The following is a 12847-nucleotide window of genomic DNA, read 5'->3' as shown; positions in this document are numbered from 1 at the left end:
ACACCATGCAGAGTCCGCTTTTCGCCCACGCCGAGCAGCAGACCCAGGAGCGCTGGAGCCTGCAGAACAAGCAGATGCTGCGCGTCGCCCTGGAGGGCCACGACGACATCCTGGCCCGCAAGGGCACCATGGTCGCCTACCAGGGCCTGGTGGAGTTCGACGCCGAGTACCAGAGCAGCAACGAGTCACGCGCGCGTGCCCGCACCGGTGAGGGCCTGGACCTGATGCGCTGCCACGGGCAGGGCACGGTCTACCTCGCCAACCTCAAGCAGCACGTCCACCTGGTGGACGTGGACCAGGACGGCCTCACCGTCGACAGCAGCTACGTCCTCGCGATGGACTCCTCGCTGCACCACGAGGTGATCGCCGTCGACAGCCTGTACGGCATCTCCGGCTCCGGGAAGTACCAGCTCAACATCACCGGCCGGGGCAAGGTCGCCCTGATGACCTCCGGCATGCCGCTGATGATGCAGGTGACGCCGGACAAGTACGTCAACTGCGACGCCGACGCGATCGTCGCCTGGTCCACCGGGCTGCGGGTGCAGATGCAGGCGCAGACGCACTCCTCCGGTGTCTGGCGGCGCCGCGGCAACACCGGCGAGGGCTGGGAGCTCAGCTTCATGGGCACCGGATTCGCGCTGATCCAGCCCAGCGAGCTGCTGCCCCCGCAGAACGCCCAGATCGGCTCGGGTCTCGCCGCGCAGTACGGGATGGGACAGCAGGGGGCCCGGGGGCAGAACCAGGGCAACGTCTGGAACTGAGGATCCGGAAAGCAAACGTAAGGGGCGACCGCCCAGGCGGTCGCCCCTTACACATGGGTCAGGCGCCGAGCCGCGCGCGCGTCGCCTCGAGTAGGCGTACGACGGACTCGTCCGCTACGCCGGCCACCTCGTCGTACGCGAACCAGCGCAGGTCCAGGGACTCGTCGCTGATCTCCTGGACCGCGTCCGGCGGCGCCAGCACCGCGTACTGCACGTCGAAGTGGACGTGGCACGGCGGGGGGATCGGATGCCGGTCCAGCCGCACCGGGCCGCCCGGCAGGAGGGTCAGCCCCGCGATGCCGGACTCCTCCGTGGCCTCCCGCAGAGCCGCTCCGGCCAGGGAAGCGTCCGCCGGCTCGCAGTGGCCGCCCATCTGCAGCCACATCCGCAGCTTGCGGTGGAGGGTGAGCAGCACGCGGCCGCGCTCGGGGTCGATCACCAGGGCGCTCGCCGTGACGTGGCCCGCGTGGCAGGCCTTCCACATGCCGTCCGGGTGGGCCGCCAGGTGGTCGAGATAGGCCTGGCGCAGCTCTTCCTGGCCCTCGTACCCCTTCAGCACGAGGACCGCGTCGTCGTACAGGCTCACTCGGTGCCGTCGCCCTTGCTCTCGCCCTCGTCCTTCTTGCTCTCGCCCTCGTCCCTCTTCTCGAGGTCGGCCTTGGTCGGGTCGGGCTTGTGCGCCGCCTCGCCGAGCATCTTGTCCAGCTCGGAGAAGTCCAGCTGCTCGCGGTGCACGAAGCCGTCCGGGTCGTCCAGATCGGTGGCCGTCGGCAGCATGTCCGGGTGCGCCCACAGGCCGTCCCGGCCGTCCACACCGCGCGCGTCGGTCAGCGACGCCCACAGACGGGAGGCGTCGCGCAGCCGGCGCGGGCGCAGCTCCAGGCCGATCAGCGTGGCGAACGTCTGCTCGGCCGGACCGCCCGAGGCGCGGCGGCGGCGCAGGGTCTCGCGCAGCGCGTCGGCGGACGCCAGACGGGGCTTCGCGGCCGCGTGGACCACGGCGTCGACCCAGCCCTCGACGAGCGCCAGCGCGGTCTCCAGACGGGCCAGGGCGGCCTTCTGCTCCGGGGTGTCCTCCGGCTGGAACATGCCCTGCTGGAGGGCATCCTGCAGCTGCTCCGGGTTCTGCGGGTCGAACTGGCCGACCACGTCCTCCAGCTTGGCGGTGTCGACCTTGATGCCGCGCGCGTAGCCGTCGACCGCGCCGAACAGGTGCGAGCGCAGCCACGGCACGTGCGCGAAGAGGCGCTGGTGGGCGGCCTCGCGCAGGGCGAGATACAGCCGCACCTCCTCCTTGGGCACGCCCAGGTCCTTGCCGAACGCCTCGATGTTCACCGGCAGCAGCGCGGCCTTGCCGGCCGGGCCGAGCGGCAGGCCGATGTCGGTGGAGCCGACGACCTCGCCCGCGAGCACGCCGACGGCCTGCCCGATCTGCGTGCCGAACATCGCGCCGCCCATCGAGCGCATCATGCCGATCAGCGGGCCGGCCATGGCCTGCATCTCCTCCGGCAGGACGTCGCCCATGGCGTTGCCGACGCGCTCGGCGACCGGGTCCACCAGCTCCCGCCAGGCGGGCAGCGTCGCCTCGACCCACTCCGCGCGGCTCCAGGCCACGGCGGAGGCGGCGCCGGACGGCAGGGACGTGGCGTCGTCCAGCCACAGGTCGGCCAGGCGGACGGCCTCCTGGACCGCGGTGCGCTCGGCGGGGCCGACGCTCGCGTCCTTGGTGCCGTCGGACGTGCCCTGGGAGACCGTCTGGCGGGCGATCTGCTTCGCCATGTCCCAGTTCACCGGGCCGCCCTCGTAGGAGAGCATCTGGCCCAGCTGCTGGAACGCGGCGCCCAGGTCGGTGGGGTTCAGCGAACCGAACATGGCAGCGAGCGGATTGTCCGCGCCGGGGCCACCGAAGCCTCCGGCGCCGGGCAGCCCGAAACCGAACGGGTTGGCCGGTCCCTGCCCACCACCGCTCTGCTGGTCCTTCTCCTTGCCCTCGTCGCCGTTCTCCGGCTCCTCCGGCGGAAGGCCGAATCCGAATGGGGTGTCACTCACGGGATTCCTCGGCTTGGTAAGGCCGCCGGTTCTTTCTCCGACGGCACGACTGCCCGACAACACCACCCAGCGTAGACACCCGGGGCAGTTCGGGCCTCGGTGCTTCGCCGACGGAGGGCCTGCGGCAGGATGGATTCCACCTGGTACGTACGCGTCACTCGCGCTCGTATGTGAAGACAACCGCTGGAGACACCCGGTGAGTTCCCCAGACCCGCAGGTTCGCGCAGCGCGAAACCACTCAACCCCTCCCGCAGCGCGCGGGCCCGTCGTCGCGGTCACCGGTGCCGCGTCCGGGGTCGGCGCCCTGCTCACCGCGCGGCTGGCCGCGTCGGAGGAGATCAAGCAGGTCATCGCCATCGACGAGCGACGCGGTGAGTGCGCGGACGCGCAGTGGCACATCCTCGACGTGCGCGATCCGGCGATCGCCGAGAAGCTGCGGGGCGCGGACGTCGTCGTCCACCTCGCGCTCGACCTCGACCTGGAGACCGACCCCGCCGCCCGGACGGCGTACAACGTGCGGGGGACGCAGACCGTGCTCACCGCCGCCGCAGCCGCCGGGGTGCACCGCGTGGTGCTCTGCACCTCCGCGATGGTCTACGGGGCGCTGCCGGACAACGAGCTGCCCCTGTCCGAGGAAGCCGAGCTGCGCGCCACGGCCGAGGCGACCGGCGTCGGGGACCTGCTGGAGATCGAGCGGCTGGCGCGCCGCGCGCCCCGCGCGCACCCCGGGCTCAATGTCACCGTGGTGCGCCCCGCGGTGCTGGTCGGAGGCACGGACACCGCGCTGACCAGGTATTTCGAGTCGCCGCGGCTGCTGGTGGTGGCCGGCTCGCGGCCCGCTTGGCAGTTCTGCCACGTCGATGACCTGTGCAGTGCTCTGGAGTACGCCGTCCTGGAGAAGGTGGACGGGGAGCTGGCCGTCGGGTGCGACGGATGGCTGGAGCAGGAGGAGGTCGAGGAGCTGAGCGGGATCCGGCGGATGGAACTTCCGTCGGCGGTCGCGCTCGGCGCGGCGGCCCGGCTGCACCGGATCGGGCTCACGCCGTCCCCGGCGGGCGACCTGGCGTACACGATGTACCCCTGGGTGGTGAGCGGCAGCCGGCTGCACGACGCCGGGTGGCGGCCGCAGTGGACCAACGAGGAGGTGCTGGCGGAGCTGCTGGAGGAGGTCTCCGGACGGCACACCGTGGCCGGGCGGCGGCTGGGCCGCAAGGACGCGACGGCGGCGGGAGCGGCCGGAGCGACGGTGGCGCTGCTGGGCGCCGCGGCCGTGGTGCGGCGGGCGCGGAAGGCCCGGCGGCGGATCTGAGGGCGGCTGCCGCGGTCGCCGGACGCGGCGGCGTGCCCTCGCTCTGTAGGAGGCTCCAAAGGGGCACCCGTGGGTGCGGGGGAAACCGCTATTCACGGGTGTCGGAGGGGTGAGGCAGGATGGAGACATGGCAGCCACGAACGATCATCCCGGTGAGCAGGGCGCGCAGGAGCCCATCAAGCTGATCGGCATCCGTGAAACGCCGCTCTCCGTGGACGAGGTCTTCCGGGCGGTCGGGGACGACGCCGCCGGGGGCACCGCCCTGTTCGTGGGAACCGTGCGCAACCACGACAGCGGGGCCGACGTCGACGAGCTCGGATACTCGTGCCATCCGAGCGCCGAGGCCGAGATGCGGCGCATCGCGGAGAAGGTCGTCGCCGAGTACCCGGTGCGCGCGCTGGCGGCCGTGCACCGCGTGGGCGATCTGCGTGTCGGGGATCTCGCCGTCGTCGTCGCCGTCTCCTGTCCGCATCGCGGCGAGGCCTTCGAGGCCTGCCGCAAGCTGATCGACGACCTCAAGCACGAGGTGCCCATCTGGAAGCACCAGCGGTTCTCCGACGGCACCGAGGAGTGGGTCGGCGCCTGCTGAACCCACCGCGCGCCTGCTGAACCCCTCCGCCCGTGTGCTGAATCCTCCGCGCGTCTGATGCACCTCCGCTTGCGTAACCGCACCCCTCGCGTGAGCGTTGTCGGTGCGGATGGTTAATCTGCTGATCAGTCAGTTGCGGACGCTCGTGTGGGGTTGGGAGGTCGGCATGGCGGCGCTTGCCTGGTTGCTGATTCCGCTTGTGGCTGCGGTCGGCGCGGGTCTGTGGGGCGTGTGGGCCAGTCGGACCCGCAAGGTGCGCAGTGACGGACCCGAGCTCGACGGGTACGCCCGGTTCCGCGCGGCCATGGAGAAGACCCACACCGGCAGCTGACCGGGAGAGCCGCCCTGACGGTGTGCTGACAGAAGCGTCCCGTACTGTCGAGGCATGCCACGCCGCACCGCGACGATGCTCGCCTCCACCCTGATGCTGATCGCGCTCCTGTGCGCGGGAGTCCTCATCCCCGTGCCGTACTCGGAGATGTCCCCGGGGCCGACGGTGAACACACTGGGCGAGCACGACGGCGAGCCGGTGCTGCAGATCTCGGGCCGGAAGACCTATGAGGCGTCCGGTCATCTCAACATGACCACGGTCCGCGTCACCAGCGCCGACTACCGGATGAACCTGGTGGAGGCGGTCTACGGCTGGCTGGCCCACGACAACAAGGTCGTGCCGCACGACACGCTCTACCCGGACGGCAAGACCGAGGAGGAGTCCACCCAGGAGAACGCCGAGGAGTTCAGCCAGTCCCAGGAGAGCGCCAAGGTCGCCGCCCTGAAGGAGCTGGACATCCCGGTGGAGTCCTGGGTGATCGTCTCCACCGTGCTGAAGGGCTCGCCGGCGGAGGGCAGGCTGCACGCGGGCGATGTGATCAAGGCCGTGGACGGTACGGCGGTGAAGGAGCCCGCCGACGTCGCCGAGCTGGTGACCAAGCACAAGCCCGGCGAGAAGGTGCGCTTCACGATCGTGCCGGCCAAGGAGCAGGCCGCCGCGGAGAAGGAGAAGCGGGACCCGGCCAGGACGGAGAACGTCACCATCACCACGGAGACCTCCGACGACGGCGGCGAGAAGCGGGCCATCGTCGGGATCTCCGCGGGGACGGACCACACGTTCCCGTTCACCATCGACATCAAGCTCGCCGACGTCGGCGGCCCCAGCGCCGGACTGATGTTCGCGCTCGGCATCTACGACAAGCTCACCCCGGGCAGCCTCACCGGCGGCCGTTTCGTCGCCGGCACCGGCACCATCGACGACGCGGGCAAGGTCGGCCCGATCGGCGGGATCGAGATGAAGACGGTCGGCGCGCGCGGCAAGGGCGCCGAGTTCTTCCTGACGCCCGCCGACAACTGCGCGGCCGCCGCCAAGGACACCCCCAAGGGCCTCACCCTGGTCAAGGTGGACACCATCGACGACGCGCTGGACGCCCTGCGGGACATCCGCGGCGGCGACACCGCCGACCTGCCGAAGTGCACCACCAAGGGCTGAGCCGTCGTACACGGCTCGGGGGCGGCCCCTGCCGGGCATGGGCCGCCCCCGTCGCCGTAACTGGACCCCTCAGTCCTCGAACGTCGCCGCCAGTGCCTCCGCGAGGCCCGGCACCAGGTCGGAGCCGGTGAGCACCTCGGTCGGCGAGTCCTTCTCGCGCAGCCGCAGCGCCGACTCGCGCGAGCCGTCGCGCAGGACGGCGACCGTCATCCGGACCTCCTGGCGCTCGGGGTGCTTCGCCACCCACTTCGTGAGCGCGGCCTCGTCCAGGTCCTTCGGAACCTGGGCCTCCGCGGACGGCGGCAGCATCAGGCGCTCCACGGTGAGCGCGCAGCCGGCGACCGCGTCGGGCCAGGCGATGGTGCCAAGGAACTCGTCGAGCGGCTTGTCCGTTGGAACTTCGTCCTGCTCGATCGGGGTGAGGGCGGTGGTCTCCTGCTCGTCCCCCAGGCCGAGCTGCTCCGCGAGGGCGGGTTCCTGGGCCCGCAACCGCGCGGTGTCTACGAGGGCGAAAAGGCGGGCGGGCTGGTCCCAGCCGAGGCCGGAGGCGTACTCGTCGATCTCGAGTACGGCCCGGGTGAGCGGGCTCGCCGCCATGGGAGTGTTGGACATGGTCACAATCCTGCCTCGTTCCCGCCCGGAATCGGGAACCGAGTAAAGCGTGAGTAAGTTGCATAGGAGAGGGCCTACGATCACGGGGCCCGTCCCACGGCCCGCGACACCGGGGGCCTGACAGACCAACAGCGACTTTCGAGGTGCCACCTTGGCTTTCCAGATGCCGGACCGCGGCGGAGGCCCGACGGGGCCACGGATCAGAGTGGGCCGCCCGTCCCGGCGTGTCCGGACCCTGCTCATGACACTGGGCGTCCTTGCCGTCCTCGGCATGGCGTTCACCATGTTCGCGGGCTTCTGGACGGACTGGCTCTGGTACCGCTCGGTGAAGTACTCGTCCGTATTCACCACCACCCTGTGGACCAAGATCGGACTCTTCTTCGTCTTCGGCCTGCTCATGGCCCTGGCGGTCGGCTTCAACATCTGGCTCGCGCACCGGCTGCGGCCGCCGCTGAGCGCGATGTCGATGGAGCAGCAGAGCCTCGACCGCTACCGGATGGGCATCGCGCCGTACAAGAAGTGGCTGCTGTTCGGCATCACGGCCCTGGTGGGCCTGATCGCCGGCGCGTCCGCTTCGGGCCAGTGGCGGACCTGGCTGATGTGGGTCAACGGCGTGCCCTTCGGCCAGAAGGACCCGCAGTTCGGCCTGGACGTCAAGTTCTACGCCTTCGACCTGCCCTGGTACCGGTTCCTGCTGGGCTTCGGCTTCGCCGCCGTGATCCTCTCCGTGATCGCTGCCGCGCTCACCCACTACCTGTACGGCGGGCTGCGCGTCACCAGCCCCGGCGCCCGCGCCACGGCCGCCGCCACCGGGCACCTGTCGGTGCTCATCGGCATCTTCGTCGCCCTGAAGGCGGTCGCGTACTGGCTGGACCGGTACGGCCTCGCGGTGAAGTCCAGCGACTTCAAGGCGACGGACAACTGGACCGGCCTCAGGTATGTCGACGCCAACGCCTATCTGCCGGCCAAGACGATCCTGTTCTGCATCGCCGTCATCTGCGCCCTGCTGTTCTTCGCCACCCTGTGGCGGCGCACCTGGCAGCTGCCCCTGATCGGCTTCGGCCTGATGGTGCTCTCGGCGATCCTCATCGGCGGCCTGTACCCGGCGATCGTGCAGAAGTTCCAGGTCCAGCCGAACGAGCAGGCCAAGGAAGCGCCGTACGTCGAGAAGAACCTCAAGGCGACGCGTGAGGCGTACGGGATCGACGGGACCAAGGTCAGCGACTACGCCGGGACCAGCAAGACCGAGGACAAGGCCACGCTGCGCGACGACGCGGACAGCGCGGCCAGCATCCGGATCATGGACCCGAACATCGTCTCGCCGACGTTCCAGCAGCTCCAGCAGATGCGGAACTACTACGCGTTCCCGACCAACCTGGACGTCGACCGCTACAGCCAGGACGGCAAGGACCAGGACACGGTCATCGGTCTGCGCGAGCTGAACCTGGCGGGCATCCCGAAGAAGAACTGGATCAACAACCACTTCCGTTACACCCACGGCTACGGCGTGGTCGCCGCCAAGGGCACCACCGCCGACTCCGAGGGCCGCCCGGTCTTCACCGAGTCCGACCTGCCGTCCAAGGGTGACCTGCCGGAGTACCAGCAGCGGATCTACTACGGCGAGAAGACCACCACGTACTCGATCGTCGGCGGTCCCCAGAAGGAGATCGACTACTCCGACGACAGCGGCGAGAAGACCTACAGCTACCAGGCCAAGAGCGGGGTCAACCTCTCCAACCCGGTCAACCGGGCCGCGTACGCGGTGGCGTTCAACGAGCCGCAGATCCTCTACTCGGGCGCCATCGGCGAGGGCTCGCGGATCCTGTACAACCGCACGCCCAAGGAGCGCGTCGAGGCGGTCGCCCCGTGGCTGACCATCGACGGCGACGCCTACCCCGCGGTCGTGAACGGCAAGATCCAGTGGATCGTCGACGCGTACACGACGACGAACGGCTACCCGTACGCCTCCCGTACGACCCTCGGCACCACCACCGCCGACTCGCTGACCGCGACCAACGACTCCCGCGCGGTGGTCGCCCAGCAGAACCAGGTCAACTACATCCGCAACTCGGTGAAGGCGACCGTCGACGCGTACACCGGCGAGGTCAAGCTCTACCAGTGGGACACCCAGGACCCGGTCCTGAAGACCTGGATGAAGGCGTTCCCGGACACGGTGGAGCCGAAGAGCGCCATCTCCGAGGACCTGATGGCCCACCTGCGCTACCCGCAGGACCTGTTCAAGGTGCAGCGCGAGCTGCTCACCCGCTACCACGTGAAGGACGCCGAGACGTTCCTCAGCGGCAGTGAGGTGTGGCAGGTGCCGGACGACCCGACGAACAAGACGGGCGACGCGGTCCCGCCGTACTACCTGAGCATGAAGATGCCCGACCAGAAGGAACAGGCGTTCTCGCTGACGACCACCTTCACGCCCAACGGCCGGGACAACCTGAGTGCGTTCATGGCGGTCGACGCGGAGGCCGGCACCAGCGGCTACGGGCAGATCAGAATCCTGAAACTGCCCACGAGCACCACGGTCTCCGGACCCAAGCAGGTGCAGAGCCAGTTCAACTCCGAACAGGACATCGCCGAGTCCATCAGGCTGCTGAGAGGCGGCGACTCGGAGGTGGAGTACGGCAACCTGCTGACGGTGCCGCTGGACGGCGGACTGCTCTACGTGGAGCCGGTCTACGTCCGCGGTGGCGGACTGAAGTACCCGCTGCTGCGCAAGGTGTTGGTGACCTACGGCGGCAACACCGCGTTCGAGGACACCCTGGAGGAAGCCCTCAACAAGGTGTTCGGAGCGGAAGGCCCGGCCCCGCAGCCGCCCGAGGAAGAGGGCGGCGAAGGCGACGGCGACACCACGACCCCGCCGCCGGCGACCGGCGATCCGACGGTCGAAGAGGCCCTCGGCGACGCCCAGAAGGCGTTCGACGCCGGCCAGGAGGCCCTGCAGAAGGGCGACTGGGAGGCGTACGGCCGGGCGCAGCAGGACCTGGAGGACGCGCTGAAGCGGGCCGAGGAGGCCCAGTCGCGGGCCGACCGGACCGGCGGCAGCTGATCATCGAGCCCACCTCGCGCCGTGATACGGTTGACGAACAACGGCGCGGGGTGGAGCAGCTCGGTAGCTCGCTGGGCTCATAACCCAGAGGTCGCAGGTTCAAATCCTGTCCCCGCTACTGAAGTCGACGGAAGTCGACGACGTACGACGGCGAAGGCCCGGATCCTCAACGGATCCGGGCCTTCGTGGTGTGCGAACTCATGTGCCGACGTGAGGCATCGCCGTGCCGCCGTGGGGAGTTGGGAAATCTGTGTTTGACTTGTCTCTCTGTGGGCATGTCGACAAAACGCTGAAGTGACCTCACTGGCTTCGGTATACCAGGTGTACCCGGGTTGCGGGTGGTGCGACGATGGACGTTATGGGGGACATGGCAACTCTGTTCGAGACAGGGCGGTTTGTGCAGCCGGCCGGCCAGGAGGAGACCCGCGACGAGGCCACCGAGGCCGCCGAGGAGGCGCGGCAGCGGCTCGCCGCGGAGGCCGGTGACGTCGAGGCGATGAGCGTCCTCGGAGCCATGCTGCTGCGCCGCGGCGATCTCGACGGAGCCGAGCCCCATCTGCGTGCCGCCACCGCCGCCGGGGACCGTGCTGCCGCCAACAATCTGGGTGTCCTGCTCCATCAGCGGGGATACCCCGACGAGGCCGCCGGATGGTGGCGGATCGCCGCTGTCGCCGGCTCCGCTGCGGCCGCGCACGCGCTCGGGCGGCACTACCGCGAGCGCGGGGACGAGCCCGCCGCCGAGTACTGGCTGCGCCAGTCCGCCGAGCAGGGCCATGCGCTGGGCGCGTACGCGCTCGCCGATCTGCTGGAGCACCGCGGGGACGGCGAGGCCGAGAAGTGGATGCGGGCCGCGGCCGAGCGGGGGCACCGGGAGGGCGCGTACCGGCTGGCGCGGGCGCTGGACCGGCACGCGGCGGCCGCGGGGGACATCGATGGTGACAACGGTGTCGAGGCCGGGGCCGGGGCCGCGGAGGAGGCCGAGCAGTGGTACCGGCAGGCCGCCGCGCGCGGGCACCGGCGGGCCGCGCTGTACCTCGGGGCGATCCTGGAGCGGCGCGGTGAGCTGAAGGAGGCCGGGCGCTGGTACCTGACGTCCGCCAAGGACGGGGAGGCGCGGGCCGCGTGCGCGCTCGGGTTCCTGCTGCGCGACGCCGGTGACGAGGAGAGCGCCGCCGTGTGGTGGCTGCGGGCCGCGCAGGAAGGGGACGGCAACGCGGCCAACGCGCTGGGCGCGCTGCACGCCGAGCGGGGGCAGACGCAGACCGCGGAGCGGTGGTACAGGGCGGCGATGGACGCCGGGGATGTGAACGGCGCGTACAACCTCGGGCTGCTCTGCGCCGAGCAGGGGCGGACCGCGCAGGCCGAGCAGTGGTACCGGCGGGCGGCGTACGCCGGGCACCGGGAGGCGGCGAACGCGCTGGCGATCCTGCTGCTGCAGGGCGGCGACGAGACCGGAGCGGAGCCGTGGTTCTCCAAGGCCGCCGAGGCGGGGAGCGTGGACGCCGCGTTCAATCTGGGGATTCTGTACGCGGGGCGGGGCGAGGACGCCGCCGCCCTGCGGTGGTACGAGCGGGCGGCCGCCGCCGGGCACACCGAGGCGGCGCTCCAGGTGGGGATCGCGCGGCTGCGCGACGGCGACGAGCAGGAGGCCGAGCGGCATCTGCGGTGCGCGGCCGGCGGGGGGAGCGCGGAGGCGGCGTACCGGCTGGCGACCGTGCTGGACGCGCGGCAGCCCGCGGGGGCCGGGCCCGAGCTCGGGGAGCCGGTGCACCGGCGGACCGAGTGCGAGGAGTGGTACGAGCGGGCGGCGTCGCAGGGGCATCGGCGGGCGCAGGTGCGGGTCGGGATGCTGGCGGCGGCGCGGGGAGACGTCGTCGAGGCGGCACGGTGGTACCGGGAGGCGGCCGAGGCGGGGTCGCGGAACGGGGCGTTCAATCTCGGGCTGCTGCTGGCCCGGGAGGGGAGCGAGCCGGAGGCAGTCGTGTGGTGGAAGCGGGCCGCCGATGACGGGCACGGTCGGGCAGCGCTCCGGCTGGCCCTGGTCTACGCGCGTCGCGGGGAGCTGGTGGAGGGCCAGCGGTGGGCGGATCTCGCGGTGACGCTGGGACCGGGAGAGGTGGCCGAGCGCGCAGCGCGGTTGCGGGACGCGCTGCTCGAGGAGTTGTCGGCGTGAGGGGGGCGAAGCGCGTCGCAGGAAGCGATTTGCTTCCTGCGGTGGGGTTGACGTAATGTTGCATTCACCGACGCGGGGTGGAGCAGCTCGGTAGCTCGCTGGGCTCATAACCCAGAGGTCGCAGGTTCAAATCCTGTCCCCGCTACTGAAGGCCGAGGGCCGGAGTCCGAAAGGGTTCCGGCCCTCGGTTTTTTTCATGCCCGGGCCCCGTGCGGGGCGCGGGCTCATGACGAAGGCCCCGGCGCGAGGAAGCGCCGGGGCCTTGCGTGTGCGGTGCGGGCTACGCCGACGCGCAGTTCGGGCAGATGCCGCGGTAGGTCACCTCTACGTCCGACACCGTGAAGCCGAAGCGCTCCGAGTCGGGGAGGTCGGCCAGCGGGTTGCCGGTGGGGTGGACGTCGCGGATGGAGCCGCACTGGGCGCACACCAGGTGGTGGTGCGGGCGGTGGGCGTTCGGGTCGTACCGCTTGGCCCGCTTGTCGGTGGTGACCTCGATGACCTCGCCGAGGGACACCAGCTCGCCGAGGGTGTTGTAGACGGTGGCCCGGGAGATCTCGGGCAGCTTCGCGACGGCTCGGGCGTGGACCTCGTCGGCCGTGAGGTGTACGTGCTCGCCGTCGAGGACCTCGGCCACAACACGCCGCTGCGCGGTCATCCGCCATCCGCGTCCGCGCAGCCGATCAAGAAGGTCGCTCATGGAGACCAGCCTAACAGCAAGGGGCCCAGATCCCGAATAGGTGTGAAGTTGGAGTCGTGCTGAACTTGGATGCTTATTTGACTTAGACATTGTCCATTGTAGGATCGAGCCTGGCA

General features: G+C 70.6%; 11 protein-coding genes and 2 tRNA genes. 9 read left to right on the top strand and 4 right to left on the bottom strand.

What is annotated here, in order from left to right; all coding sequences use genetic code 11:
• The first annotated feature begins 5 nt into the window (after positions 1–5).
• Positions 6–761 (top strand): AIM24 family protein, encoded by a 756-nt coding sequence (locus ACZ42A_RS33105; RefSeq protein ID WP_468530993.1) that lies wholly within the window; start codon positions 6–8, stop codon positions 759–761.
• Between the two features lie 58 nt (positions 762–819).
• Here the strand turns inward: ACZ42A_RS33105 and ACZ42A_RS33100 are convergent, their stop codons facing one another.
• Together ACZ42A_RS33100 and ACZ42A_RS33095 are read right to left on the bottom strand one after the other, a co-directional pair.
• Entirely contained in the window at positions 820–1347 is a 528-nt protein-coding gene (locus ACZ42A_RS33100; protein ID WP_468530992.1) for an NUDIX hydrolase, read from the bottom strand.
• Entirely contained in the window at positions 1344–2810 is a 1467-nt protein-coding gene (locus tag ACZ42A_RS33095; protein WP_468530991.1) for a zinc-dependent metalloprotease, read from the bottom strand. Before ACZ42A_RS33095 ends, ACZ42A_RS33100 begins: the two co-directional genes overlap by 4 nt.
• 196 nt (positions 2811–3006) lie before the next feature.
• On the opposite strand from ACZ42A_RS33095, the gene ACZ42A_RS33090 reads away from it, so the two are divergent.
• The 4 genes from ACZ42A_RS33090 to ACZ42A_RS33075 all read left to right on the top strand — a co-directional run bounded on the left by ACZ42A_RS33090 (position 3007) and on the right by ACZ42A_RS33075 (position 6191).
• Complete coding sequence (locus ACZ42A_RS33090) at positions 3007–4119, top strand: SDR family oxidoreductase (RefSeq protein ID WP_468530990.1); 1113 nt, start codon at positions 3007–3009, stop codon at positions 4117–4119.
• Between the two features lie 127 nt (positions 4120–4246).
• Complete coding sequence (locus tag ACZ42A_RS33085; protein WP_468530989.1) at positions 4247–4708, top strand: molybdenum cofactor biosynthesis protein MoaE; 462 nt, start codon at positions 4247–4249, stop codon at positions 4706–4708.
• 109 nt (positions 4709–4817) lie between these two features.
• On the top strand, positions 4818–5039 hold the full coding sequence (locus ACZ42A_RS33080) for a hypothetical protein (RefSeq protein ID WP_468531023.1): 222 nt from the start codon (positions 4818–4820) through the stop codon (positions 5037–5039).
• 54 nt (positions 5040–5093) lie between these two features.
• Complete coding sequence (locus ACZ42A_RS33075; RefSeq protein WP_468530988.1) at positions 5094–6191, top strand: YlbL family protein; 1098 nt, start codon at positions 5094–5096, stop codon at positions 6189–6191.
• Positions 6192–6260: 69 nt separating this feature from the next.
• On the opposite strand, the gene ACZ42A_RS33070 is transcribed toward ACZ42A_RS33075, so the two are convergent.
• Entirely contained in the window at positions 6261–6803 is a 543-nt protein-coding gene (locus ACZ42A_RS33070; RefSeq protein ID WP_468530987.1) for a PPA1309 family protein, read from the bottom strand.
• A 163-nt stretch (positions 6804–6966) separates the two neighbouring features.
• On the opposite strand from ACZ42A_RS33070, the gene ACZ42A_RS33065 reads away from it, so the two are divergent.
• From ACZ42A_RS33065 to ACZ42A_RS33050, 4 genes are all read left to right on the top strand, one after another.
• Positions 6967–9861, top strand: coding sequence for a UPF0182 family membrane protein (locus ACZ42A_RS33065; protein WP_468531022.1), 2895 nt, complete (start codon positions 6967–6969; stop codon positions 9859–9861).
• A gap of 44 nt (positions 9862–9905) precedes the next feature.
• Positions 9906–9979: transfer RNA gene (locus ACZ42A_RS33060), tRNA-Met, on the top strand.
• Between the two features lie 231 nt (positions 9980–10210).
• Entirely contained in the window at positions 10211–12034 is a 1824-nt protein-coding gene (locus ACZ42A_RS33055) for a tetratricopeptide repeat protein (RefSeq protein ID WP_468530986.1), read from the top strand.
• Between the two features lie 71 nt (positions 12035–12105).
• Positions 12106–12179, top strand: a tRNA-Met gene (locus ACZ42A_RS33050).
• 135 nt (positions 12180–12314) lie between these two features.
• On the opposite strand, the gene ACZ42A_RS33045 is transcribed toward ACZ42A_RS33050, so the two are convergent.
• Positions 12315–12731, bottom strand: coding sequence for a Fur family transcriptional regulator (locus ACZ42A_RS33045; RefSeq protein ID WP_365757874.1), 417 nt, complete (start codon positions 12729–12731; stop codon positions 12315–12317).
• Positions 12732–12847 lie beyond the last annotated feature (116 nt).

It is taken from the genome of Streptomyces sp. NPDC030838 (assembly GCF_055572035.1).
This window is presented reverse-complemented; position numbering and strand designations above follow the sequence as displayed.